A 24,564-nucleotide genomic window follows, 5' to 3' on the forward strand; every position below is an offset into this window, starting at 1 on the left:
GGCCCGTCTTCGCGTCCGGGCGTGGACGCTCAGGCGGGCGCCGACGTGGCGGCGCGCTCGCTCCACCAGGCGACGGTCTCGTCGACCACCCGGTCCCAGGGGGTGGGGGTCAGCCCGAGCAGGCGCTCGGACGCGCTGGAGTCGACGACGAAGGGCGCGTCGAACTGGTAGCGCATCCGGTTGACCTCACGCAGCTGGCCGATCACGAGGCCGGCCAGCCCGAGCACGGGCCGCGGCACGGGGGCGATGCGCGGCACCGGTCGGCCCGCGCGCGCCGCGAGGCGCTCGGCGAGCTGACGGTAGGTCAGCGGTGCCCCCGTCGGGGCGAGCACGGGCCGCCCCCACGCCGCGGGCGTCACCGCGGCCGCCGCGAGGGCGGCGACGTAGTCCGGCAGGTAGGTCCAGGAGTGCGGCTGGTCCGGGTCGCCGACGGGGCGCAGCACGCCGCCGCGCAGCACCGGCTCGAGCAGGCGCGCCCCCGCGTGGGCGTCGCCCGTCGCGTACGGGCCGAGGTAGTCCGACGCCCGGACCTCGACCACGCGCAGGCCGTCCGCCCGGCCGCGCTCGACGGCCTGCTGCCACATCGTCGCGCGGACGCGGCCCTTGCTCTCCTCGGTGAGGAGCGGGGTGTCCTCGCGCATCACGCCGCTGCCCTCGCCGTACCCGTAGAGGTTCCCGGCGACGACCAGGACGGCGCCGGCGGCGCTCGCGGCCTCCATCGCGGCGCCGTGCAGGGCGGGCCACAGCGCCGGCCAGCGGTCGTAGCGGGGGTTGGCGCACTGGTACAGCGCCGCGGCGCCGTGCACCACCGCGGCGAGCGCGGCGGGGTCGGCGGCGTCGGCGGCGACGTGCGTGAACGGACCGCGCTGCGCGGGGCGGGTGCCGCCCGACGCCCCGGTGCGCGACACGACGACGACCTCGTGGCCCGCCTCGCCCAGCAGGCGGGCGAGCGACGTCCCGACGGGACCCTTGCCGATGACGACGTGGCGGTTCATGGTGTGCTCCCGGCTGTTGTGTGAGCAGTGCTCTCGAATGTGAGCAATGCTCTCCGTGGACGCCCGCCGTGTCAAGAGCAGTGTTCGCCGAGGTGATCGGTGCTCTCATCGGCGATGATCGGACCATGCCGAGCACGCACGACGCCCCGTCCACCCCCCGCGCTCGCGCCCGCGCCGCCTTCGAGGCGGACCTGCTCGCGGCGGCGCGGGCGCGCATCGCCGACGAGGGCGCGGCCCAGCTCTCGCTGCGCGCCGTGGCCCGCGACCTCGGGGTCGCGTCCTCCGCGATCTACCGCTACGTCGCTTCCCGGGACGCGCTGCTGACGCTGCTCGTCGTCGAGGCGTACGACGAGGTCGGGGAGGCGTGCGAGCGCGCGCTCGCGGACGCGGCCGCAGCGGGGCGGTCGTCCGGCGAGCGGTGGGTGGCGATCGGCCGGGCGTTCCGTGCCTGGGCGGTGGGGAACCGGCACTCCTACGCGCTGGTCTACGGCACGCCCGTGCCGGGCTACGTCGCGCCGCAGGACACCGTCGCGCACGCGAGCCGGACCTGGGCGGCGATCGGCAGCGTGCTGGTGCACGCCCACGCGGCCGGCGAGATCACGTCGGCGCCGCCCGACGCCCGGTCGGCGGGCCTCGTCGAGCCCGGCGTCCTGGCGATGGCGGCGGGGCTCGGGGACGGCTCCGGCGCGCTGGACGACGCGGAGCTCGCGGCGCTCGTCGTCCGGTCACTGACCATGTTCGAGTCGCTCGTCGGCGCCGTGGCGGCCGAGCTCTTCGGCCACCTGGCCGGCGTGGTGACCGACCGGGCGCGCGCCTTCGACCTCACGCTCGCGAGCGTCGCGGCAGGCGTCGGGCTCCCGGTGGCGCTGGACGGCTAAGATGGGCGAGGCCGTGACTGGCGAAGGTGGGACCGACCACCGGGGAGCGGCTGAACGTCCCTGCAGCGCACCGCCCGCCTGGGTGCCTGGGTCCCACCTCGATGCCGACCCAGGAGTGTGCCGTGAGCGCCGTCCCCAGCACCGCCCCGTCCGACAGCACCGCCCCGTCCGCCACTGCGTCCGACCCGGCGTCGCCGCAGACCCGTCGGCCCGTGCGCCGCGCGCTGGTCTCGGTGTACGACAAGACCGGCCTCGTCGAGCTCGCCACCGCGCTGCACGCGGCCGGCGTGGGGCTGGTGTCGACCGGCTCGACCGCGGCGACCATCGCGGGCGCGGGCGTCCCGGTCACCAAGGTCGAGGAGCTCACCGGGTTCCCCGAGTGCCTCGACGGGCGCGTCAAGACCCTGCACCCGCGGGTGCACGCGGGGATCCTCGCGGACACGCGCCGCCCCGAGCACGTCGCGCAGCTCGACGAGCTGGGCGTGGCGCCGTTCGAGCTCGTCGTCGTGAACCTGTACCCGTTCACCGCCACGGTCGCGTCCGGCGCGGGGCCCGACGAGTGCGTCGAGCAGATCGACATCGGCGGGCCGTCGATGGTGCGCGCCGCGGCCAAGAACCACCCGAGCGTCGCGGTCGTCGTCGACCCGGCGCGGTACCTCGACGTGACCGCCGCGGTCGCCGGCGGTGGGTTCACGCTCGCGCAGCGCCGAGCGCTCGCGGCGCAGGCGTTCGCGCACACGGCCGCCTACGACACCGCCGTGGCCGGCTGGTTCGCCCAGGCGTACGCGCCCGACGAGACCGCGACCGGCTCCGGCTTCGGGGCCGTCGTCGGGGCGCAGTGGACCCGCGGCGACGTGCTGCGGTACGGCGAGAACCCGCACCAGGCGGCCGCGCTGTACCTGTCCGAGCAGGGCGCTGCGGGCCAGGGCCTCGCGGGGGCGACGCAGCTGCACGGCAAGGCCATGAGCTACAACAACTACGTCGACGCGGACGCGGCGTGGCGTGCGGCGCACGACCACGGCGACGTCCCGACCGTCGCGATCATCAAGCACGCGAACCCCTGCGGCATCGCCGTGGGCGCGGACGTCGCCGACGCGCACGCCCGGGCCCACGCGTGCGACCCGGTCTCCGCGTACGGCGGCGTCATCGCCACCAACCGCCGCGTGACGCTCGCGGCGGCGCAGCAGATCGCGCCGGTGTTCACCGAGGTGGTCGTGGCGCCCGGGTTCGACGAGGACGCGCTCGCGCTGCTGACGCAGAAGAAGAACGTCCGCCTGCTCGTCGTCGACGCCCCGCCGGCGGCGACCGTGGAGTCGCGGCCGATCTCCGGTGGCCTCCTGGTCCAGCTGGTCGACCGCGTGGACGCCCCTGGTGACGACCCGACCACGTGGACGCTGGCGACCGGCGAGGCAGCCGACGACGCGACGCTGCGCGACCTGGCGTTCGCGTGGCGCGCGGTGCGCGCGGTGAAGTCGAACGCGATCCTGCTCGCGGCCGACGGCGCGTCGGTCGGCGTCGGCATGGGCCAGGTGAACCGCGTCGACTCCTGCCGTCTCGCGGTCGAGCGCGCGAACACCGGCGGCGCCGAGCGCGCCCGCGGCGCGGTCGCGGCCTCGGACGCGTTCTTCCCGTTCGCCGACGGCCTCCAGGTGCTGCTCGACGCCGGTGTGCGCGCCGTGGTCCAGCCGGGCGGGTCGGTGCGCGACGAGGAGGTCGTCGCGGCCGCGGCCGCCGCCGGCGTCACGCTCTACCTGACCGGCACGCGTCACTTCGCGCACTGAGGGCCGGGCGGGAGCCCCAGCACGGACGTCAAGGCCCCCGCGCTCGACGAGCGCGCGGGGGCCTCGACGCGTCAGACCCGCAGCGGCCGGTCCGGGTCGGCGACGACGGCGCGCGCCAGGGTGGGCAGCGCCGGCCCGGTGAACAGCCTCCGGGCGGCGCCGACGTCCCGCGGCCGGTCGACGGTCAGCACGCCCGTGACGGTGTCCGCGCCCGGGCGGTACCAGACCGCGGTCCAGCCGCCCGCCGCGGGGTCGCCGCGCAGCACGACGTCGTCGTCCCGCGCCGGCTGGCCGAACAGGGTGAGGTCGCGGCCGAGCTGGGTGGAGAACACGTAGGGCGCCCGGTCCGGCAGGGCGCCCGAGCCGGGCACGAGCAGGTCGTCGACGAGGGTGGCCGGGTCGCGCAGCGCGCCGTCCCAGTGGCCGCCGGGCACCCACCCGTGCCGCGCGGAGCGGCGCAGCGTCACGTCGCCGACCGCGCGCACGTGCCGGGGGGCGCCGAGGACGGCGAAGCCCTCGTCGACCCGCAGCGCGCCGTCGGGCTCGCGCGGCAGCGCGTCGCCGACCCACCCGGTCGCGGGCCGCGCGCCGACCGCCGCGAGCACGACGTCCGCGCGCAGCGTGCTGCCGTCGCCGAGCGTGACCCCGTCGGGGCGCACGGCCGCCACGGTGGCGCCGGTGCGCAAGCGGATGCCGTGCTCGTCGTACCAGGCGACCGTCAGGGCGCCCACGCGCTCGCCGAGGGCGCCCGCGAGCGGCGCCGCCCCCGCCTCGACGACCTCGACGTGCACGCCCGCGCGCGCGGCGACGCCCGCGACCTCCGCGCCCACCCAGCCCGCGCCCACGACGACGAGCCGGTCACCCGGGCGCAGGCGCTCGCGCAGCCGCGCCGCGTCGGCCGCGGTGTGCAGCACCTCCGCGTCGGACCAGGCGGAGGGTCGGGCCGCGTGGGCGCCGCTGGCGACGACGAGCACGTCCGCGTGGTGCTCGTCGCGCTCGGTCCGGACCCGGACGCCGTCCGCGGTCACGGTGAGACCGGTCGCGGGCGACGCGAGGTCCACGTGGTCGGCGAGCTCCGCCAGGTCCACCCCGACCTCCTGCGCCAGCCACGCGGGAGTCGACCGGTCGAGGAGGTGCTTGGACAGCGGCGGACGGTCGTAGGGCGGCACGCCCTCGGCGCCCAGCACCCGGACGTGGCCGGCGAAGCCGGCGCCGCGCAGGGCGCCCACGGTCTGCGTCGCGGCCAGGCCCGCGCCCACGACCAGGACCGAACGGGGGTGCGGGCTCGGACGTGGGGGAGGCGTGGGGCTCACCGGGCAACGGTAGTCTCAGCCGTCGGGAGGACGGGATCGATGGTCGAGAAGAGTGTGCGCGAGCCCGTCGGCGACGACGCGGTGGCGCAGGACGACGCGCCTGATGGCGAGCTCGACGCGGCGCAGCAGCCGCTCGACCCGCGGGCGATCGCGCGCGCGTCGCTCCAGGCGTCCCGCAACGCGTCGTTGTGGTGGACCGCGACGGGCGTCGTGCTCGCGTGCGCGGTCGCGCTCGTCGTCGGCACCGACGCCGGGGCGTTCACGCTCGCCGGCGTCCTCGCGGCCTGCGCGGTGGTGCGGGGCGTGCGGCCCTCGCCCGGGCCGGTCGCGCTGTCCGTGCGCTCCAAGACGATCGACGTCGCGGTGCTCGGCTTCCTCGCGGCGCTGCTCGCGGTGCTGGCGGCGCTGCTGCCGTCCGTCGGCGTCTGAGCGCCCGCGGCGCCCGGCAGACGCGCAGGAGGCCCGGGTCGTCCCGGGCCTCCTGCGGTCGTCAGGCTGTGCGCCCTCAGGCGGCGCGTCTCAGGCGGTGCGCTCCTCGACGACGACGACGTCCTCCTGCGTGACGTAGACGTCGTCCTCCTCGAGCAGGTTGTCCTGCTCCGGAGGCTCCGCGGCGAACGCGCGGTAGACGATGCCGGCGAGCGCGGCACCGAGCAGCGGGCCGACGAAGAAGACCCACAGCTGCTTCCACGCCCACGACTCGGCGAAGATCGCGGCGGCGAGCGAGCGGGCCGGGTTGAGCGACGCGTTCGTGACCGGCATGGCGACCAGGATGAGCGCGGTCAGGGTCAGGCCGATGACGATCGGGGCGATCTTGGAGTCCGCGCGCCGGTCCGTGACGCCCAGGATGACGCCCACGAACACGGCCGTGACGACGAGCTCGACGAGGATCGCGGCGAACAGCGAGAACTCCGCCTGGTTGGTCGACGCGGTGCTGAGCGGCGAGTGCTCGCCGTAGCCGTTCGCCAGCCCGCTGAAGAACGAGCGCACGCTCGGGTCCTCCTGCACCACGAGGGCGGGGAGCGCGGACGGCACCGCGATGAAGACCACCGCCGCGCCGAGCGCGCCACCGACCAGCTGGACCAGCCAGTAGGGGAGCACGTCGCGCCAGGAGGTGCGGCCGGCGATCGCGGCACCCAGCGTGACCGCCGGGTTGAAGTGCCCGCCGGAGATGTGGCCGACGGCGGCGGCGCCACCGATCACGGCGATGCCGAACGCGAGGGCGACGGCCAGGCCGCTGCCACCGCCGATCGCGCCGAGACCGGCGTAGAGCGCGACCCCGAGGCCCGCGAGGACGAGGAAGAAGGTGCCGAACAGCTCGGCGCCGAGGCGGCCGACGAGGCTGGGCCCGTCCACGACGACGGTGCCGGCGGGGACGACGTACGCGTCGAGCGCGGGCTCGGGCTGCGGTGCCGGCGCGGGAGCCGAGGGCGGCGCGGCGGGCGCGGCGGCCGCCGCGGGCGCGGGAGCCGGTGCCGGGGCGACGGGCTCAGCGGCCGGTGCCGGGGCGACGCTCTCGGCGGCCGGCGTGGACGCGACGGGCTCCTGCGGCTCGGCGGCGCCGGGGGTGGGGTCCTGGGACATGGCGATCCTGTCGTTGGGTCGGGTGGTTCGCGTGCCAGCATGCCAGCAGATGCCGTGCGTGGCGGCCGTTGCGGGCCGGCATCTCGAGGTCTGATCTGCCCGTTTCCGTGCGGATCGCGCCCGTCGTGGTCGCGGCGCCCCGCCCGAGCGGGGAGATCTCTCGACGTCGAGTAATCTTGGGGAGGCCCAGAACCCATCAAGGAGACCCCGCATGGCGAAGATCAAGGTCGTCGGCCCGGTCGTCGAGCTCGACGGCGACGAGATGACGCGCATCATCTGGCAGTTCATCAAGGACCGCCTCATCCACCCCTACCTCGACGTGGACCTGCGCTACTACGACCTGTCGATCGAGAACCGCGACGCGACGGACGACCAGGTCACGATCGACGCGGCGCACGCCATCCGCGAGCACGGCGTCGGCGTCAAGTGCGCGACGATCACGCCCGACGAGGCGCGCGTCGAGGAGTTCGGCCTGAAGAAGATGTGGGTCTCGCCCAACGGCACGATCCGCAACATCCTCGGCGGCGTCGTCTTCCGTGAGCCGATCATCATCTCGAACATCCCGCGCCTGGTCCCGGGCTGGAACAAGCCGATCATCATCGGGCGTCACGCCCACGGCGACCAGTACAAAGCGACCAACTTCAAGGTCGCCGGCGCCGGCACGCTGACGCTCACGTTCACGCCCGCGGACGGCTCCGAGCCCATCCAGCAGCAGGTCGTCACCTACCCGGAGGCGGGCGGCGTGGCGATGGGCATGTACAACTTCAACGAGTCGATCCGCGACTTCGCGCGCGCCTCGTTCGCGTACGGCCTGCAGCGCGGCTACCCCGTGTACCTCTCGACGAAGAACACGATCCTCAAGGCCTACGACGGCGCCTTCAAGGACATCTTCCAGGAGGTGTTCGACGCCGAGTTCAAGGCGGAGTTCGACGCCGCCGGCCTGACCTACGAGCACCGCCTGATCGACGACATGGTCGCCGCGGCGATGAAGTGGGAGGGCGGCTACGTCTGGGCCTGCAAGAACTACGACGGCGACGTGCAGTCCGACACGGTCGCGCAGGGCTTCGGGTCGCTGGGCCTCATGACGTCCGTCCTCATGACCCCGGACGGCAAGACGGTCGAGGCCGAGGCGGCGCACGGCACGGTCACGCGCCACTACCGTCAGCACCAGGCGGGCAAGCCGACGTCGACCAACCCGATCGCGTCGATCTTCGCGTGGACCGGCGGCCTCAAGCACCGCGGCAAGCTGGACGGCACGCCCGAGGTCACGCAGTTCGCCGAGACGCTCGAGGACGTCGTCATCACGACCGTCGAGAGCGGCAAGATGACCAAGGACCTCGCGCTCCTGGTCGGCCCGGACCAGCCGTGGCTCACCACGGAGGAGTTCCTGGCCGCGCTCGACGAGAACCTCGCGGCGCGCCTCGCCTGAGCCGCACCCCGCGTCACCACGAGACGCCGTCGCCCTGCCGGGGCGGCGGCGTCTCGTCGTCGGGACCGGTCTCCCGACGAGCGCCCGGCGCGCCGCGTTTGCGGCTGGACGCCTGTCCGGCAGAAGATCTGCTCATGCCGGCCGGACCCGTGGACGCACCGCAGGTGCCCGACCGCGTCGAGCGGCTGCGACCCGAGCAGCTCGGCGCGGCCGCCGACGTGCTCGCCGCCGCGCTCGCGGAGGACCCCGGCTTCCGGCACCTGTTCCCGGACCCGCGGCGGCGCGAGCACGAGCTGCGCGGCCTGTACCGGATGACGCTGACGGACACGCTGCGCCACGGGCACGTCTTCGTCACGGTCCTCGACGGCCGGATCACGGGGGCCGTGGCGCTCTACGCCCCGGGCGCGTACCCGATGTCCACGGCGCGCTGGTGGCGGCTCGCGGGCCGGATCGCGGCGCTCGCGCTGCGGACCCGCACGCACGCGCTGGGTCTCATCCGGTTCGGTGACCTCACGGCCGAGGGCGTGCCGCGCGACGCCTGGTACGTCGAGGCTCTCGGCGTCCACCCGGACCGTCAGCTCCAGGGCCGCGGCAAGCGGCTCATGGCCCAGGTGTTCGCGCTGATCGACACCGAGGGCGGCCTCGGCTACCTCGAGACGACGAAGCCCGAGAACGTGGCGTACTACACGGCGCTCGGCTACGAGTCCGTGCGTGAGCCGATCGCGCTCGCGGCCAGCGGCCCGCACATCTACCCGATGCGGCGGGCGCGGGTCGCGGCCCGTGGTCCGCAGCGCGAGCCCCTGGCCGTCTGAGCGCGCGACCGACGAAGCGGAGCGGGCCCGAGCAGCGCCGCGCTGCGCCTGCGTCGCGCGGCGGTCGCAGGGTAGGTTCGCGGGAGGGCGCGAGCTCGCAGCGCCCGTGCCGGATGCCGAGCGAAGGAGCAGCACGTGCCCGACCCCACGCCTGTCGTCGTCACCGTCACCGGCGCTGCCGGGCAGATCGGCTACGCGCTGCTGTTCCGCATCGCGTCGGGCGCCATGCTCGGCCCGGACACCCCGGTGCGGCTGCGCCTCCTGGAGGTCCCGCAGGCCGTCCAGGCCGCCGAGGGCACCGCGATGGAGCTCGACGACTGCGCCTTCCCGCTGCTCGCGGGCATCGACGTGCTCGACGACGCGCGCGCGGCCTTCGACGGCACGAACGTCGCGCTGCTGGTCGGCGCGCGGCCCCGGACCGCCGGCATGGAGCGCGGGGACCTCCTCTCCGCCAACGGCGGCATCTTCAAGCCGCAGGGCGAGGCGATCAACGCCGGCGCCGCGGACGACATCAAGGTGCTCGTCGTCGGCAACCCGGCCAACACCAACGCCTACATCGCGGCGGCGCACGCGCCCGACGTGCCGAAGGACCGGTTCACGGCGATGACGCGCCTCGACCACAACCGCGCGCTGGCCCAGCTCGCGGCGCGCACCGGCAGCCACGTCGACGACATCCGTCACCTGACGATCTGGGGCAACCACTCGGCCACGCAGTACCCGGACCTCACGCACGCCACCGTGCGCGGCACGGCGGCGACGGAGCTCGTGGACCCCGAGTGGGTCGAGCGCACCTTCATCCCGACCGTCGCCAAGCGCGGCGCGGCGATCATCGAGGCGCGCGGCGCGTCCTCGGCCGCGTCGGCCGCGAACGCCGCGATCGACCACGTGCACACGTGGGTCACCGGCACGCGCGCCGACGACTGGACCTCCGCGGGCGTCGTCTCCGACGGCTCGTACGGCGTGCCGGAGGGCCTGGTCTCGTCGTTCCCCGTGACCTCGACGGGTGGCGCCTGGGCGATCGTCCCCGGCCTCGAGGTCGACGAGGCGTCGCGTGCGCGGATCGACGCCTCGGTCGCCGAGCTGGTCGAGGAGCGGGAGGCCGTGCGGGCCCTCGGGCTCGTCTGAGCCCGGAGCCGGCTGGTGCGCCTCGCGGTCCGGGTACGGCCCGGGGCGTCGCGCACGCGCGTCGGCAGTGAGCACGCGGGAGCCCTCGTCGTCGCCGTAGGTGCGCGCGCGGTCGACGGCGCCGCGACCGAGGCGGCGCTGACCGCCCTCGCGGAGGCGCTGGGCGTCCGACGGAGGCACGTGCGGCTCGTCACGGGCGCGACGAGCCGCGACAAGGTGGTCGAGGTCGACGGCGACGACCGGCAGCTCGCGACGGTGGTCGCGCGCCTGCTCGTCGGCTGACGCCGCCCGCGAGGGTCAGCCCAGCTCGCGTCGCACGACCCAGCGGTCGCGGCCCCCGCTGTGGCCCGTGGTCTCGGAGACGACCGTGAAGCCGGCGTCCTCGAACAGCCGCGTGGTGCCGACGTACCCGGAGATGAGGTCCACCCGCTCGCCCGGCGGCACGGCCACGGGGTAGCCCTCCACCACCGGCGCCCCGTGCGCGGCGGCGTGCGCCACGGCCCCGGCGAGCAGGTGGTGCATGAGACCTCGCCCGCGGTGGCCGGCGCGGACCACGAAGCACACGATGCTCCACGCGTCCCGCTCGTCGACCCGCGGGATGGTCCGGGAGGCGAGCAACCGGCGGTAGGACGAGCGAGGGGCGACCGAGCACCAGCCCACCGCCTCGTCGTCCACGTAGGCGAGGACGCCCGGGCCGGGCTCCGTCCCGCACGCGTCGCGCATGTACGCCGGGCGGTCCTCGTTCGCGACGCGGCTGTCCCGGTACGCCATGCACCAGCACCCGCGCCCGCCGGGCTTCTTCACCCCGACGACCTCCGCGAAGTCGTCGAAGCGCCCGACCGCGGAGCGGACGACGACGTCGGCGGGGCGCAGCGGCGGGAGCGGCGGGCGAGGCATGCCCCGACCGTAGGACGAGGGACCGACATCCACCGGTTCGCCCGGGATCGACCTCCGCCGATCTCGCAACCGAACTGCAACATCCCCGATCCTTGCTGCAACTTGCTGCAAGCCGATACGGTCTGCCCAGCCGCCCGTGACACAGGGGTCACGGGGGCGACGAAGGAGTCCCCCATGCCGGTCAGCGACACCCGCGCCCGCCGTCTCACCGCGTTCCTCACCACGCTCGCCGTCGGCGCCACCGGTGCCGTCGCCGTCCTCCTGCCCGGCGCCCCCGCCGCGGCGGCCGCCACGTCCGTCGCCCTGGTGGGTGACGTGCAGGCCGAGCTCGGCTGCAGCGACGACTGGCAGCCCGAGTGCGCAGCGACCGAGCTCGCCCCGGTCGGCGACGGCACGTTCACGGCCGACCTCACGTTCCCCGAGGGGACCTGGCAGATCAAGGTCGCGCTCGACGACGCGTGGACCACGTCCTACGGCATCGACGGGACCGCGGACAACAGCCCGCTCGTCGTCGGTGGCGACACCCCGATCCGCGTGACCTACGACGACGCCACGCACCGCACGTCGCTCGCGCCGCTGGCCCTGGCGGGCGACGCGGACGAGTCCGACGACGAGGTCGTCGCGGAGCCCGTGCGCGACCCCGCCGCCGGGCAGAGCTTCTACTTCGTCATGACCGACCGGTTCGCCAACGGCGACGAGTCGAACGACACGGGCGGCCTCACGGGGGACCGCCTCGCGACCGGCTTCGACCCGACCGACAAGGGCTTCTACGAGGGCGGCGACCTGGCCGGCCTGCGTGAGCAGCTCGACTACATCGAGGGCCTGGGCACGACCGCGATCTGGCTCACGCCCTCGTTCCAGAACCGTCCGGTGCAGGGCACGGGCGCGGGCGCGTCGGCCGGCTACCACGGGTACTGGGTCACGGACTTCACGCAGATCGACCCGCACCTGGGCACCAACGCGGAGCTCGAGGAGCTGATCGACGACGCGCACACGCGCGGCATCGACGTGTACTTCGACATCATCACCAACCACACGGCCGACGTGATCGACTACGCCGAGGGCGAGTACGACTACGTCGACCAGGCCACCGCGCCGTACACGGACGCGGCCGGCGAGGAGTTCGACCCGGCCGACTACGCGGGCACCGACGACTTCCCGGAGCTCGACCCCGCGACCTCGTTCCCGTACACGCCCGTCGTCGACCCGGCGGACGCCGACGTCAAGGTGCCGGCCTGGCTCAACGACGTCACCAAGTACCACAACCGCGGGAACTCGACCTACAGCGGCGAGTCGACGACGTACGGCGACTTCTCGGGCCTCGACGACCTGATGACCGAGGACCCCGAGGTCGTCGACGGCTTCGTGGACGTCTACAACGGCTGGGTCGACCTGGGCGTCGACGGCTTCCGGATCGACACCGCCAAGCACGTGAACTTCGAGTTCTGGGAGGACTTCACGGCGGGCGTCACGCAGCACGCGGAGAGCGTCGGCAACGACGACTTCTTCATGTTCGGCGAGGTCTACGACGCCGACCCGGTCAAGCTCGCGCCGTACGTGCGCGACACCGACATGAACGCGGTGCTCGACTTCACCTTCCAGTCGGCGGCGACGAACTTCGCGAAGGGCGGCTCCGCGGCGGGCCTCAAGGCGCTGTTCGCGGGCGACGACCGCTACACCACGGCCACGTCCAACGCGCAGGCGCTGCCCACGTTCCTCGGGAACCACGACATGGGCCGCGTCGGGTACTTCCTCGCGGGCACGTCGCAGGCGGAGCGGCGGTCCGCGCTCGCGCACGACCTCATGTACCTGACGCGCGGTCAGCCGGTGGTCTACTACGGCGACGAGCAGGGCTTCGCCGGCACCGGCGGGGACAAGGACGCGCGCCAGTCGCTGTTCGCCACGCAGGTGGACTCCTACGCCGACCAGCCGCTGCTCGACGGCACGACGCTGGGCTCGCAGGACCGCTACGACACCGACAGCGTGCTCTACCGGCACATCGCGGAGCTCGCCGAGCTCCGTGAGACGCACCCGGCGCTGGCCACGGGCGCGCAGGTCGAGCGGTACGCGTCGGGCTCGGTCTACGCGTTCTCCCGGATCGACCCCGACGAGCGCGTCGAGCACGTGGTCGCCGCGAACAGCGGGACCACCGCCGCGACGGTCACGGTCGACTCGCTCACGCCGGGCGCGACGTTCGCCGCGCTCTACGGCACCGACGGCGACGTCACGGCCGCCCCCGACGGCTCGGTCGAGCTCACGGTGCCCGCGCTGGGCGCCGTGGTGCTCGTCGCGGACCGTGAGGTGGGCGCGCCGGCCGAGGCGGGCGAGCTGACCGTGTCCGCACCGGCCGCCGGCGCGGGCCTGTCGGGCACCGTCGAGGTCGCGGCCGACGTGGCCGACGACGTGTGGAGCCAGACGTCGTTCGCCTACCGGCTGGTGGGCGACGACGCGTGGACCGCGCTGGGCACGGCGGAGACGACGAGCCCGCGGGTCTACCTCGACACGGCCGACCTCGCGGACGGCTCGCTGCTCGAGCTGCGCGCGGTGAGCGTCGACGCGGCCGGCCACCGGTCCGCGGCCTCGTCGTACGCGGCCGTGGGACGTGCGGTGGACGGCGTGGTCGACGAGGACCCGGGCGACGGCGACCTGCTCGTCACCCTTCCCGGCACGCACCAGGTGGACATGGGGTGCACGGGCAACTGGGCGCCGGACTGCGAGGCGTCGGCGCTGACCAAGCGCGCGGACGGCGTCTACGCCGGCACGTGGACGCTGCCCGCGGGCGACTACGAGTACAAGGTCGCGGTCGGTGGCAGCTGGACCGAGAACTACGGCAAGGGCGGGGTGCGCGACGGTGCCAACCTGACGTACACGCTGACGGCGTCGACGAAGGTCACGTTCTACTACGACCCGGTCACGCACTGGTTCACCTCGACGGCCGAGGGGCCGATCGTCACCGCGCCCGGGAACTACCAGTCCGAGGCCGGCTGCGCGGGCGACTGGGCGCCGGACTGCCTGGCGACCTGGCTGCAGGACCCGGACGGCGACGGCACCTACACGCTCACGGTCGCGGACCTGCCGGAGGGCGCGTACGAGGCCAAGGCCGCGCACGGCCTCGGCTGGGCGGAGAACTACGGGGTCGACGGCGTGCCGGGCGGGGCGAACTACGCGTTCGTCGTGCCGGGCGGCAAGCCCGTGACCTTCACGTACGTCCTGGCGACGCACGTCCTGACGATCGAGGTCACGGACCCGCCGCTCCCCGGCCTGAACCAGCTGTACGGGCACCTGGTCGACACCTCGACCGTCGCCGTCCCGGCGTCCTGGGTGCCGGACGGCGCGGCCCCGGACGACTTCGTCTACCGCCTGCACCAGTCCCGCACGGCGTCGCTCGAGGTGAGCGACGGGGAGGTGGTCGGGGCGACGACGAGCGTCGAGCTCCCCGTCGTCGCCGGCGGGCTGACCGGGGCGCAGCTGACCCGGTTCCCGGCGCTGCGCGGCTACGTCGCGCTGCGCGTCCCGGAGGGCACGCCGGTGAAGTGGCTGCTGACGGGCGAGCTGCTGGTGACGCAGGAGGACGCCGAGGGCGTGCTCGTCGCCGCGTCGGGTCTGCAGCTCGCGGGCGTCCTGGACGACCTGTACGCGGCCAAGGTGAAGAACAAGCCCATGGGGCTGAAGTTCACGAAGACCGGCCGGCCGCAGTTCTCGCTGTGGGCGCCGACGGCGCAGGACGTCGACCTGCTGGTGTGGCCGGGCGGTGACACGTCGAAGGACCCGGTCGTCAAGGCGGCGACCCTGTGGTCCGACGGCCGGTGGACGACGAACGGCGAGGTCGCCTGGCGGGGAGCTCCCTACCGGTGGCGCGTCACGGTGTACGCGCCGACGGTCGACCGGCTGGTCGTCAACGAGGTCACCGACCCGATGTCGACCGCGCTCACGCTGAACTCGACCCACTCGGTCGTCGTCGACCTCGCGGACCCGGCGTACCGGCCGGCCGGCTGGTCGAGGACGGCGCAGCCGGTGGTCGACCCGGTCGAGCAGACGATCTACGAGCTGCACGTGCGGGACTTCTCGATCGGCGACACGTCCGTGCCGGCGTCACGTCGCGGCACGTACCTCGCCTTCGGGTACCCGACGAGCACGGGCATGACCCACCTGCGCGAGCTCGCGGACGCCGGTATGACGACGGTGCACCTGCTGCCGACGTTCGACCTCGCCACGATCGAGGAGGACCGGAGCAAGCAGGAGTCACCCGACTGCGACCTCGAGCAGTACGCACCGGACTCCGACGAGCAGCAGGCGTGCGTCACGGCGGTCGCCGACGCCGACGGCTACAACTGGGGCTACGACCCGCTGCACTGGGGCGTTCCCGAGGGGTCCTACGCGACCAAGGCGACCGGCGGTGCGCGCGTGAGCGAGTTCCGCACCATGGTCGGTGCGCTGCACAAGGCCGGCCTGCAGGTGGTCCTGGACCAGGTGTTCAACCACACCGCGGCCAGCGGGCAGGACGAGAGGTCGGTGCTCGACCGCGTGGTGCCCGGCTACTACCAGCGGCTGGACGCGTCCGGGAAGGTCACGACCTCGACCTGCTGCCAGAACGTGGCCACGGAGAACCGGGTCGCGCAGAAGGTCATGGTCGACACCGTGGTCCGCTGGGCCAAGGACTACAAGGTCGACGGGTTCCGGTTCGACCTCATGGGCCACCACTCGGTGCGCAACATGAACGAGATCCGCCGCGCGCTGGACAGGCTCACGGTGAAGAAGGACGGCGTCGACGGCAGGAAGGTCTACCTGTACGGCGAGGGCTGGGACTTCGGCGAGGTGGCGGGCAACGCGCTGTTCAGGCAGGCCAAGCAGGGCCAGCTCGACGGCACCGGCATCGGCACGTTCTCCGACCGGCTGCGCGACGCCGTGCGCGGCGGTGGCCCGTTCGACGACGACCCGCGGGTCCAGGGCTTCGGCTCGGGGGCGTCGACCGACCCGAACGGCGCCGCGGTCAACGGTGACGCCGCCGAGCAGCTCGCCCGGGTGCAGCACCAGGCCGACCTGGTCCGCCTGGGGCTGGCCGGCAACCTGCGGGACTACACGTTCACGACGAGCGACGGGCAGGAGTCGAGGGGCGACGAGATCGACTACAACGGCGCGCCCGCCGGCTACGCGTCGCAGCCCGCCGAGGTGGTCACGTACGTCGACGCGCACGACAACGAGACGCTGTGGGACTCCCTGACGCTCAAGCTGCCGACGGACACCCCGATGGCGGACCGCGTGCGGATGAACACGCTGTCGCTGGCCACGACGACGTTCGCCCAGACGCCGAGCTTCTGGCACGCGGGCGCCGAGCTGCTGCGCAGCAAGTCGCTGGACCGCAACAGCTACAACTCGGGCGACTGGTTCAACGCGCTCGACCTGTCCGGCCAGGACAACGGGTTCGGCCGGGGGCTGCCGCCGGCGGCGGACAACGAGGCGAAGTGGCCGTTCATGCAGCCGCTGCTCGCCGACCCGTCGCTCAAGCCCACGCCGCAGGACATCGCCACCGCGGAGGACGGCGCGCTGGACCTGCTGCGCCTGCGCTCGTCGTCGCGGCTGTTCCACCTGGGGACCGCGGACCTGATCGAGGACCGCGTCACCTTCCCGGGCAGCGGGGCGGACGCCACGCCCGGCGTCGTCGTCATGCAGATCGACGACCCGGCCGCGGCCGGGTACGACGTGGACGCGGCGTACGAGCGCGTGCTCGTCGTCCTCAACGCGTCCGACGAGGCGACCACCCAGACGGTGCCCGGCCTCGCGCGGCACCAGCTGGTGCTGCACCCGGTCCAGGCGGCGGGCAGCGATGCGGTGGTGCGGACGACGACGTGGGCCAAGGCCACGGGCGCGGTCACGGTGCCGGCCCGCACCGTCGCGGTGCTCGTCGAGAAGGCGCCCCGCCGCACGGCCGCACCGTCCTGGTCCTAGACCGGGACGCCAGCAGGGCCCCGGGTCGCGTCGCGCGGCCCGGGGCCCTGCTGCTCGCCGGCCGGCTCCCCGGGCCGGCCCGCCGCCTCAGCCCTTGACGGAGCCGGACATGAGGCCCCCGATGAAGTACTTGCCGAGCAGGACGTACACCAGCAGCGTCGGGAAGGACGCGAGCAGCGCACCGGCCATCGACTGGCCGTAGTTGGTGAGCAGCGCACCGTTCGCCAGGTTGTTCAGCGCGAGGGTGACCGGGCCGTTCTGGCTCGAGGAGAAGAACACCGCGAACAGGAAGTCGTTCCAGGCGGACGTGAACTGCCAGATCAGCACGACGACGAAGCTCGGCACCGAGATCGGCAGCACCACCGACGCGTACGTCCGCAGCATGCCCGCGCCGTCGACCCGCGAGGCCTCGATGAGCTCGTTCGGGATGGTCTGGTAGTAGTTGCGGAAGATCAGCGTCGTGATCGGGATCCCGTAGATCACGTGCAGCAGGATCAGCGACGGGACGCCGGACGGCACACCCATGCCGAGCATGAGCTGCAGCAGCGGGATCATCACGGCCTGGTACGGGATGAACATCCCGAACAGGATCAGCGTGAACACCAGGTCGGCGCCGCGGAACCGCCAGCGCGAGAGCACGAACCCGTTCATCGACCCGAGGAACGACGAGATGATCGCGGCGGGCACGACCATCTGCACCGTGCGCCACAGCGCGGGCGACAGCGCCGTCCACGCGGCGGTCCAGTTGTCGAGCGTCCACGTCGTCGGCAGGTTCCACGCCCGCGCGGGCGAGGCGTCGCCGGGTCCCTTGAAGCTCGTCACCACGAGCACGTACACGGGGATGAGCACGACGAGCAGGAACGCCAGGAGCACCGCGTACTTCAGCGTCCGGCCCACGGAGAACCCGCCCCGCGAGCGCGCGGGTGCGCGGTCCGCGGCGGGGATCGGGGTGGTGAGCTCGGCGGCGGCCGCGGTCATCGGTGCTTCTCCGTCCGGTTGAGGTGCACCAGGTAGGGCACGATCAGCACCGCCACGACGACCAGCAGGATGACGCCCACGGCGGCCGAGCTCGCGTAGTCGAACGACGACTTGAAGACGTACATGTCGATCGCGGGCACCTTGGTCTGGTAGTTCGCCGGCTTCGAGATCGACATGATCAGGTCGAACGCCTTGAGCGACATGTGGCCGACGATGATGACGGCCGAGAGCGCGACCGGGCTGAGCTGCGGGAACAGCACGTGCCGGTAGAGCTTCCACTCGCTCGCGCCGTCCATCCGTGCGGCCTCGCGCAGCTCGTGCGGGATGCCGCGGAAGCCGGCGAGGAACAGCGCCATGACGTACCCGGACAGCTGCCAGACCGCCGGGATCGCGATCGCGGCGATGCCCCAGTTCACGCTGTTCCACCAGTTGTTCTGCAGGAAGTCGAGCCCGACCATCTGGAACAGCCGGTTCAGGCCGGAGGCCGACTCGCCCTGGTTCGAGTTGAGCAGCCAGCGCCACACGACGCCGGAGGCGACGAAGGACACGGCCATCGGGAACAGGTAGATCGAGCGGAACAGCCCCTCGAACCGCACCGGGCGGTCGAGCAGCCAGGCCCACAGGAAGCCGAACAGCATGGTCCCGGCCAGGAAGACGACCGTGTAGAGGACGAGGTTGCGCAGGGAGTGCTGGAAGTCGGGCGACGTCAGCAGGTCGCCGAAGTTCTCCAGGCCGACGAACGACGAGGGTGCGCGGCCCGTGGTCTGGGCGGCCGTGTGGACGTCGGTCATGGCGGTCTTGGCGTTGACGCCCAGCAGGCCGTACACGAAGACGGCGACCAGGATCAGTGACGGGGAGATGAGCAGCAGGGGCGGACCCCAGCGACGCAGGTTGCGGGGCACGGGGCCTCCTCGGGAGCTGGGCGGTGGCAGCGGCGGCAGGACGGACGGCCCCGGCCCGCGGGGTGCGCGGGCCGGGGCCGTCGGCGGGCGTCAGGCTCCGGCCGCGGCCGCCAGGTCGGACTGGAACGTCGCGAGGTCGGACGCGCCGGTCGTGAACTTGCTCGTGGCGTCCGAGATCGAGTTCAGCGTCGCGACCGGGACGGCCGCGCCGTGCGCCAGCGAGGAGACGATCGTGTCCTCACCGAAGGACGTGATCGCGGACTGCTGGTACTCGGAGAACTCCGACGCGTCGGCGTCGGTGCGGGCGGGGATGGAGCCCTTCGCCTTGTTGAACGCGACCTGGCCGTCGAGCGAGCCGACCGTGTCGAGCCAGTTCTTCGCGCCCCCGGGGTGCGGTGCCCCCACGGGGAGGGTGAACGAGTCGGCCAGGAAGTCGAACACGCCGTCCGTGCCCGGGACCGGGAAGTAGACGTAGTCGGTGCCGGCGGTCTTGCCCGCCTCGTCGAACGCGGCCACGGCCCAGTCGCCCATCACGTTGAAGCCGGCCTGGCCGTCGATGATCTGCTGGGTCGCGTCCGGCCAGTCCAGGCCGTCCCGGTCGGTGTTGGTGTACGTCATGAGCTTCTCGAAGTCCTCGAGCGCCGACGTCACCTCCGCCGACGCCCAGTCGGTGCTGCCGTCCCAGAGCCCGGAGTACCCCTCGGCGCCGAGGTCGGCGAGGAGCACGGTCTCGAGCAGCTGCACCTGGGTCCAGGTCGTGGCGACCGACAGCGCCGTCTTGCCCGAGTCCTTGACGGCGTCCAGCGCCGTGAACCAGTCGTCCATCGTCGCGTACGTCGCCTCGGGGTCCAGGCCCGCGTCGGTGAGCACCTGGGTGTTCGCCCAGGTCACGTTCGCGCGGTGGATGTTCGACGGGATCGAGTAGATCTTCCCGTCGACGGTGAGGCGGTCGACGAGGTCCTCGGGGAACACGTCGCGCAGGCCGAACTCGTCGTAGAGCGACGAGACGTCCTCGACCTGGCCGGCGTCGATGTAGTCCTGCAGCTCGGCGCCCGCGTGGGCCTGGAACGTGTCCGGCGGGTCGTTGGCCTGCAGCCGGGACTGCAGGAGGTCCTTGGCGGCCGAGCCGGCGCCACCGGCGACCGCGCCGTTCACGAACTTCGTGTCCGGGTGCTGGTCCTCGAACACCCCGACGAGCGCGTCGAGGCCGAGCTTCTCGGACCCGCTGGCCCACCAGGTGAAGACCTCGACCTCGCTGGCGTCGCCGCCCCCGGTGCCGCCGGTCTCGTCGTCCGTCCCGCCCTCGCCGCCCGACGAGCACGCCGCCAGCGCGAGGCTGACGGCGGCGATGCCTGCTGCGACGGCGGTGATCCTGCGTCCAGTGCGCATGTGGTCTCTCCTACGCCTTCGTTGCCGTGGGATGTCGCCGGGCCGCCGCTCCCGGTGACCTCCGGGACCGCGAACCCTGCGTGCCGGGGGCGTCGGTGCCACCCGGTCGATCGGGCCCATCAGACCGCGGACCGGGCTTGGCGTCAAGAAATGAACGAATGCGTGGCCGAAACGTGACGTTGAGTTCAATCCGCGCGGACCCGGGAGCGGGCGGTCCGCCATCGGGGTGGTGCCCTGCCGTCGGCCTGCCGACCGCACGATCCCGGTGGCCAGCCTGTGTATCCTGCGCGCGTGGGCACCGACCGGGTCACTCCGGGCTCTCAAACTTCACTGCGTGAAGCCAACCGAGCGCGGATCGTCAACGCCGTCCAGCAGCGTGGCTCGCTCACGCAGGTCGAGCTGGCCGGCCTCACCGGCCTGTCCCCGGCGACCGTCTCGAACATCGTCAAGGAGCTCACCACCGCGGGCGTCCTGCACACGGCCCCCACGTCCCGGTCCGGGCGCCGCGCCCAGCAGGTCACCCTCGCGCGCAACCTCGGCCTCGTCGCGGGGCTGCACTTCGGGACGCGCTCGCTGCGCGTGGCGCTCGCGGACGTCTCCCACCGGATCGTGGCCGAGCAGCGGCTGCCGCTGCCCCCCGACCACCGCGCGGACGTCGGCCTGGACCGCGCGGCGCAGCTGCTCGCGGAGATGGTGGAGCAGGTCGACGCGTCGATGAGCGAGGTCCTCGCGGTCGGCGTCGGCGTGCCCGCCCCGGTCGACGTGCGCACGGGACAGGTCTCGACGCGGGGCCTCCTGCGCGGCTGGGACGGCGTGGCGGTGCCGGACCTCCTGGGCGACCGGCTGGGCGTGCCGGTCGAGGTGGACAACGACGCGAACCTGGGTGCGCTCGCGGAGGTGCGGCTGGGCGCGGCGCGTGGCCACCGGCACGCGGTCTACCTGCGGGCGTCGCACGGCGTGGGGGGCGGGCTCGTGCTCGACGGCCGCGTGTTCCACGGCCGGATGGGCTCGGCGGGCGAGATCGGCCACGTGACGATCGACGACCACGGGCCCGTGTGCCGCTGCGGCAACCGGGGGTGCCTCGAGATGTACACCGGCGCGCGCGTGCTGCTCGACCTGCTGCGCCCGACGCACGGGTCGCTCACGCTGGCGGACGCGGTCGCGCGCGCGCTCGAGGGTGACCCGGGGTGCCGGCGGGTGTTCGCCGACGCCGGCCGGCACCTGGGCGTCGCGCTGGCGAGCGTGTGCAACCTCGTCGACCCCGAGGTCGTCGTCGTCGGGGGACAGCTCGCGGAGGCCGGTGACGTGCTGCTCGACCCGTTGCGCGCGACGCTCGTCGAGCGCACGCTGCCCAGCATCGGCGGCCCCGCGCTCGTCGTGCCGTCGGCACTCGGGGCGACCGCCGAGGTCCGCGGCGCGCTCGTCGTGGCACTCGAGAGCGCGTCGATCCGCACCGACCTCCCGACCGGGGCGGGGGCGCAGGCATGACCGCCCGGCCCGGCCTCGCCCGGCGCGCGCTGCTCGTCGGGACCGGGCTGCTCGCGCTCGTCGTACCGCTCGCCGCGTGCACCACGTCGAGCACCGGGGACGTGGGCACGGGGCGCCGTGACGCGATCGCGCTGCTCCTGCCCGAGTCCAAGGCGGCGCGGTACGGCGAGATCGACCAGCCGGAGTTCGAGGACGTGGTCGAGCGCCGCTGCCCGACGTGCCGCGTGCTGTCCGCGAACGCCGGCCAGGACGCCGCGCTGCAGCAGCAGCAGGCCGAGTCGGCGCTCACGCAGGGAGCCGGCGTGCTGGTGCTCGACGCGGTCGACGCGGTCGCGGCCAAGGGGATCGTGGCGCGGGCCCACGCGCGCGGGGTCCCCGTCATCGCCTACGACCGGTTCATCGCCGACGCGGACCTGGACTACCTCGTGTCGTTCGACTCGCGGCGCGTCGGCCGGATCCAGGGCGTCGCGCTGGCCCGCGCGATCGCCGAGCGGGCGGGGCGGGACACCGACGAGACGTCGTCCGCCCCCGGGGGCGGGGTGCTGCTGGTGACGGGCGCCGCGACCGACCCCAACTCGCGGGGGCTCGCCGAGGGGGCGCGGACCGCGCTGGAGGCCGCCGGCCTGACCGTCCTGGCGCAGTACGACACACCCGACTGGAGCCCTGACAAGGCCCAGGAGTGGGTCACCGCGCGCCTGTCCCAGCTCGACGACGACGTCGACGGCGTGTACGCCGCGAACGACGGGATCGCCGGCGGCGCGATCTCGGCGCTCCGGGCCGCGGGACGCGTGCCCGTCGTGCCGGTCACCGGGCAGGACGCCGAGCTGGCCGCGATCCAGCGGATCCTCGCGGGCGAGCAGGAGATGACGGTCTACAAGGCCCTGTCCGTCCAGGCGCGCACCGCGGGCGAGCTCGCGGTGCGGGTGCTGCACGGCGAGGAGCCGGTCACCACCGCCCGTGTCGAGGGCGTCCCGGCCATGCTCATCGACCCCGTCGCGGTCACGCGCGGCGACGTCCGCCGCATCATCGTCGACGGCGGCGTCTACACCACCGAGGAGATCTGCGTGCAGCCCTACGTCCGCGCCTGCGAGGAAGCCGGCCTGCTCGACGAGGCCGGCGCGTGACGCCCGGGCAGCCGCCCGTGCTCGAGCTGCGGGGGGTCAGCAAGAGCTACGGCGCGGCGCGCGCGCTCGTCGACGTCGACCTGACGATCCACGGGCACGAGGTCGTGGCGGTCGTGGGCGACAACGGCGCCGGCAAGTCCACGCTCGTCGACGTGCTCACCGGGACGTCCGCGCCCGACGCGGGGGAGGTGCTCGTCGACGGCGCGCCCGTGCCGCTCGCCTCGCCCGCCGCCGCGCGTGCCCTCGGCATCGCGGGCGTGTTCCAGGACCTCGCTCTGTGCGCCAACCTCGACGTCGTCGAGAACCTGTTCCTCGGCCACGAGCCGACCGCCGCCGGCCTGCTCGACGAGGTCGCGATGGAGAAGCACGCGTGGCGGCTGCTCGACCAGCTGGCGGTCCGGGTCGCCTCGGTGCGCGCGCCGGTCGCCGCGCTGTCCGGCGCGCAGCGGCAGGCCGTCGCGATCGCGCGGTCGCTGCTCGGGGAGCCGCGCGTGCTCGTGCTCGACGAGCCGACGGCGTCGCTCGGCATCTCGCAGACCGCGGAGTTCCTCACGCTCGTGGAGCGGCTGCGCTCGCGCGGGCACGGCGTGCTGCTGACGAGCCACTCGCTGGTGGACGTGCAGGCGGTGGCCGACCGGATCGTCGTGCTGCGGCTGGGCCGCACCAACGGTGAGTTCGACGGCGCGACCGCCAGCTACGAGGACCTGCTCGCCGCCGTGACGGGCGTCGGGGTGACCCGGTGAGCCCCGGGCTGCGGGGGACGACGAGCGCGCTGTGGTCCCGTCTGCGCGTCGGCGAGCTCGGCGTGCTGCCGATCGCCGCGGGGCTCGTGCTGCTCTGGGCGGTCCTGGCGGCGTTCGAGCCCGCGTTCCTGTCCGCCGACAACCTGGTCAACCTCACGCAGCAGTCGGTCGTGGTCGGCGTGCTCGCGCTCGGCGTCGTGCTCACGATGCACATCGGCCAGATCGACCTCTCGGTCGGCGCGCTGTCCGGCCTGGCGGCCGCGCTCGTCGCGGTCGGCACCGTGCAGGTCGGCTGGCCGCTGTGGCTCGCGGTGCTGCTCGCGGTCCTCACGGGCGCGGTCGTCGGCCTCGGGTACGGCCTGGTCTGCACGTTCCTGGGCGTGCCCGCGATCGTCTTCACGCTCGCCGGGCTGCTGGCGGTGACCGGGCTGCAGCTGCGCGTGCTGGGGCCCACCGGCTCGGTCAACCTGCCGTTCGAGTCCTGGCTCGTCGAGCTCTGCCAGACCACCTACCTGCTGCCCGTGACGGCCTGGACGCTCGTGGTGCTCGTCGTCGCGGGCTACGCCGGCGCGCTCGTGCTCGACCGCGTCCGCCGTGACCGCGCCGACCTGCCCGTGCCGTCGGCGGCGCGCGCCGCGGGCAAGGTCACCGCGCTGGCGGTGGTGCTCGCCGTCTCCGTCGCCTACCTCGGCACCAACCGCGGGGTCGGCGCGCTCTTCGCGCTCTTCGTCGCGCTCGTCGCGGTGTGCGACCTGCTGCTGCGCCGCACGCGCTGGGGTCGGCACGTGCGCGCCGCGGGCGGGGACGTCACCGCGGCGCGGCGGGCCGGCGTGCCCGTGGACCGGGTGCGGGTGTCGGTGTTCGTGGCGTGCTCGACGCTCGCGGCGCTCGCGGGCGTGGTGGCCGCGGGCCGGCTCGCGGCCGCGAACCAGGCGACCGGCTCGGCCGAGGTCACGCTGTTCGCGATCGCGGCCGCCGTGATCGGGGGGACGAGCCTGTTCGGCGGGCGCGGCTCGGCCTGGTCCGCGCTGGTCGGCGCGCTCGTCGTGCAGTCGATCGCCAACGGCCTGGTGCTGATCAACCTCGACCCGTCCGCGCGGTTCGTCGTCACCGGCGTCGTGCTGGCCGCGGCGGTGACGATCGACGCGCTGATGCGCCGCGCGCGGGAGACGGCGTGACC

General features: G+C 73.9%; 19 protein-coding genes and 1 riboswitch. Of the genes, 12 read left to right on the plus strand and 7 right to left on the minus strand.

Annotated elements, in window-relative coordinates; genetic code table 11:
- Nucleotides 1–29: 29 nt before the first annotated feature.
- Nucleotides 30–995, minus strand: a complete 966-nt coding sequence (locus KIN34_RS08985; protein ID WP_214349458.1) for an NAD-dependent epimerase/dehydratase family protein — start codon at nucleotides 993–995, stop codon at nucleotides 30–32.
- A gap of 125 nt (nucleotides 996–1,120) precedes the next feature.
- Between KIN34_RS08985 and KIN34_RS08990 the strand changes: the two genes are divergently transcribed.
- Nucleotides 1,121–1,873 carry a TetR/AcrR family transcriptional regulator gene (locus tag KIN34_RS08990; RefSeq protein WP_214349461.1) on the plus strand — a complete coding sequence of 251 codons (753 nt, stop codon included), beginning with the start codon at nucleotides 1,121–1,123 and terminating at the stop codon, nucleotides 1,871–1,873.
- A 3-nt stretch (nucleotides 1,874–1,876) separates the two neighbouring features.
- Nucleotides 1,877–1,964, plus strand: a riboswitch (ZMP/ZTP riboswitch).
- Nucleotides 1,965–1,995: 31 nt separating this feature from the next.
- Nucleotides 1,996–3,654 (plus strand): bifunctional phosphoribosylaminoimidazolecarboxamide formyltransferase/IMP cyclohydrolase, encoded by a 1,659-nt coding sequence (purH, locus tag KIN34_RS08995; RefSeq protein ID WP_372449535.1) that lies wholly within the window; start codon nucleotides 1,996–1,998, stop codon nucleotides 3,652–3,654.
- 71 nt (nucleotides 3,655–3,725) lie between these two features.
- Here the strand turns inward: purH and KIN34_RS09000 are convergent, their stop codons facing one another.
- Nucleotides 3,726–4,967 (minus strand): NAD(P)/FAD-dependent oxidoreductase, encoded by a 1,242-nt coding sequence (locus KIN34_RS09000; protein WP_214349464.1) that lies wholly within the window; start codon nucleotides 4,965–4,967, stop codon nucleotides 3,726–3,728.
- Nucleotides 4,968–5,006: 39 nt separating this feature from the next.
- Here KIN34_RS09000 and KIN34_RS09005 point away from each other — a divergent pair, with 39 nt between their 5' ends.
- Nucleotides 5,007–5,396, plus strand: a complete 390-nt coding sequence (locus tag KIN34_RS09005) for a DUF3017 domain-containing protein (RefSeq protein WP_214349467.1) — start codon at nucleotides 5,007–5,009, stop codon at nucleotides 5,394–5,396.
- Nucleotides 5,397–5,486: 90 nt separating this feature from the next.
- On the opposite strand, the gene KIN34_RS09010 is transcribed toward KIN34_RS09005, so the two are convergent.
- On the minus strand, nucleotides 5,487–6,551 hold the full coding sequence (locus KIN34_RS09010) for an MIP family channel protein (RefSeq protein ID WP_214349469.1): 1,065 nt from the start codon (nucleotides 6,549–6,551) through the stop codon (nucleotides 5,487–5,489).
- 211 nt (nucleotides 6,552–6,762) lie between these two features.
- Here KIN34_RS09010 and KIN34_RS09015 point away from each other — a divergent pair, with 211 nt between their 5' ends.
- The 4 genes from KIN34_RS09015 to KIN34_RS09030 all read left to right on the plus strand — a co-directional run bounded on the left by KIN34_RS09015 (nucleotide 6,763) and on the right by KIN34_RS09030 (nucleotide 10,199).
- On the plus strand, nucleotides 6,763–7,980 hold the full coding sequence (locus tag KIN34_RS09015; RefSeq protein ID WP_214349471.1) for an NADP-dependent isocitrate dehydrogenase: 1,218 nt from the start codon (nucleotides 6,763–6,765) through the stop codon (nucleotides 7,978–7,980).
- 134 nt (nucleotides 7,981–8,114) lie between these two features.
- Nucleotides 8,115–8,792, plus strand: coding sequence for a GNAT family N-acetyltransferase (locus KIN34_RS09020; RefSeq protein ID WP_214349474.1), 678 nt, complete (start codon nucleotides 8,115–8,117; stop codon nucleotides 8,790–8,792).
- Nucleotides 8,793–8,927: 135 nt separating this feature from the next.
- On the plus strand, nucleotides 8,928–9,917 hold the full coding sequence (locus tag KIN34_RS09025) for a malate dehydrogenase (protein ID WP_214349477.1): 990 nt from the start codon (nucleotides 8,928–8,930) through the stop codon (nucleotides 9,915–9,917).
- A gap of 15 nt (nucleotides 9,918–9,932) precedes the next feature.
- Nucleotides 9,933–10,199, plus strand: a complete 267-nt coding sequence (locus KIN34_RS09030) for a DUF167 domain-containing protein (protein WP_214349480.1) — start codon at nucleotides 9,933–9,935, stop codon at nucleotides 10,197–10,199.
- 15 nt (nucleotides 10,200–10,214) lie between these two features.
- Here KIN34_RS09030 and KIN34_RS09035 read toward each other — a convergent pair whose 3' ends face one another.
- Nucleotides 10,215–10,814 (minus strand): GNAT family N-acetyltransferase, encoded by a 600-nt coding sequence (locus tag KIN34_RS09035; RefSeq protein ID WP_214349483.1) that lies wholly within the window; start codon nucleotides 10,812–10,814, stop codon nucleotides 10,215–10,217.
- A gap of 174 nt (nucleotides 10,815–10,988) precedes the next feature.
- On the opposite strand from KIN34_RS09035, the gene pulA reads away from it, so the two are divergent.
- On the plus strand, nucleotides 10,989–16,760 hold the full coding sequence (gene pulA / locus KIN34_RS09040) for a pullulanase-type alpha-1,6-glucosidase (RefSeq protein WP_214349486.1): 5,772 nt from the start codon (nucleotides 10,989–10,991) through the stop codon (nucleotides 16,758–16,760).
- An 87-nt stretch (nucleotides 16,761–16,847) separates the two neighbouring features.
- Here the strand turns inward: pulA and KIN34_RS09045 are convergent, their stop codons facing one another.
- The 3 genes from KIN34_RS09045 to KIN34_RS09055 form a co-directional block, all read right to left on the minus strand.
- Nucleotides 16,848–17,738, minus strand: a complete 891-nt coding sequence (locus KIN34_RS09045; protein WP_214349489.1) for a carbohydrate ABC transporter permease — start codon at nucleotides 17,736–17,738, stop codon at nucleotides 16,848–16,850.
- Complete coding sequence (locus KIN34_RS09050) at nucleotides 17,735–18,640, minus strand: carbohydrate ABC transporter permease (RefSeq protein ID WP_214349492.1); 906 nt, start codon at nucleotides 18,638–18,640, stop codon at nucleotides 17,735–17,737. The genes KIN34_RS09045 and KIN34_RS09050 overlap by 4 nt, the downstream gene beginning before the upstream one ends.
- A 90-nt stretch (nucleotides 18,641–18,730) precedes the next feature.
- Nucleotides 18,731–20,029 (minus strand): ABC transporter substrate-binding protein, encoded by a 1,299-nt coding sequence (locus KIN34_RS09055; protein ID WP_214349495.1) that lies wholly within the window; start codon nucleotides 20,027–20,029, stop codon nucleotides 18,731–18,733.
- A 291-nt stretch (nucleotides 20,030–20,320) separates the two neighbouring features.
- On the opposite strand from KIN34_RS09055, the gene KIN34_RS09060 reads away from it, so the two are divergent.
- From KIN34_RS09060 to KIN34_RS09075, 4 genes are read left to right on the plus strand one after another with little or no spacing between them, the layout of a single operon-like run.
- Nucleotides 20,321–21,517: an ROK family transcriptional regulator gene (locus KIN34_RS09060; RefSeq protein ID WP_214349498.1), complete on the plus strand. Its 1,197-nt coding sequence runs from the start codon at nucleotides 20,321–20,323 to the stop codon at nucleotides 21,515–21,517.
- Complete coding sequence (locus KIN34_RS09065) at nucleotides 21,514–22,641, plus strand: substrate-binding domain-containing protein (RefSeq protein WP_214349501.1); 1,128 nt, start codon at nucleotides 21,514–21,516, stop codon at nucleotides 22,639–22,641. Before KIN34_RS09060 ends, KIN34_RS09065 begins: the two co-directional genes overlap by 4 nt.
- Entirely contained in the window at nucleotides 22,638–23,384 is a 747-nt protein-coding gene (locus tag KIN34_RS09070; RefSeq protein WP_307858156.1) for an ATP-binding cassette domain-containing protein, read from the plus strand. Before KIN34_RS09065 ends, KIN34_RS09070 begins: the two co-directional genes overlap by 4 nt.
- A complete protein-coding gene (locus tag KIN34_RS09075; RefSeq protein WP_307858157.1) occupies nucleotides 23,381–24,562 on the plus strand; it encodes a sugar ABC transporter permease in 1,182 nt (393 codons plus the stop codon). The genes KIN34_RS09070 and KIN34_RS09075 overlap by 4 nt, the downstream gene beginning before the upstream one ends.
- Nucleotides 24,563–24,564: the final 2 nt, after the last annotated feature.

Source organism: Cellulomonas fulva, assembly GCF_018531375.1.
In the GTDB taxonomy this organism is placed as follows: Bacteria; Actinomycetota; Actinomycetes; order Actinomycetales; family Cellulomonadaceae; genus Cellulomonas; species Cellulomonas fulva.

Coding starts and splice junctions, on each gene's coding strand:
- KIN34_RS09065 (WP_214349501.1), top strand. CDS start 21,514: ATGACCGCCCGGCCCGGCCTCGCCCGGCGCGCGCTGCTCGTCGGGACC.
- KIN34_RS09015 (WP_214349471.1), top strand. CDS start 6,763: ATGGCGAAGATCAAGGTCGTCGGCCCGGTCGTCGAGCTCGACGGCGAC.
- pulA (WP_214349486.1), top strand. CDS start 10,989: ATGCCGGTCAGCGACACCCGCGCCCGCCGTCTCACCGCGTTCCTCACC.
- KIN34_RS09045 (WP_214349489.1), bottom strand. CDS start 17,738: ATGACCGCGGCCGCCGCCGAGCTCACCACCCCGATCCCCGCCGCGGAC.
- KIN34_RS09010 (WP_214349469.1), bottom strand. CDS start 6,551: ATGTCCCAGGACCCCACCCCCGGCGCCGCCGAGCCGCAGGAGCCCGTC.
- KIN34_RS09005 (WP_214349467.1), top strand. CDS start 5,007: ATGGTCGAGAAGAGTGTGCGCGAGCCCGTCGGCGACGACGCGGTGGCG.
- KIN34_RS08985 (WP_214349458.1), bottom strand. CDS start 995: ATGAACCGCCACGTCGTCATCGGCAAGGGTCCCGTCGGGACGTCGCTC.
- KIN34_RS09055 (WP_214349495.1), bottom strand. CDS start 20,029: ATGCGCACTGGACGCAGGATCACCGCCGTCGCAGCAGGCATCGCCGCC.
- KIN34_RS09035 (WP_214349483.1), bottom strand. CDS start 10,814: ATGCCTCGCCCGCCGCTCCCGCCGCTGCGCCCCGCCGACGTCGTCGTC.
- KIN34_RS09020 (WP_214349474.1), top strand. CDS start 8,115: ATGCCGGCCGGACCCGTGGACGCACCGCAGGTGCCCGACCGCGTCGAG.
- KIN34_RS08990 (WP_214349461.1), top strand. CDS start 1,121: ATGCCGAGCACGCACGACGCCCCGTCCACCCCCCGCGCTCGCGCCCGC.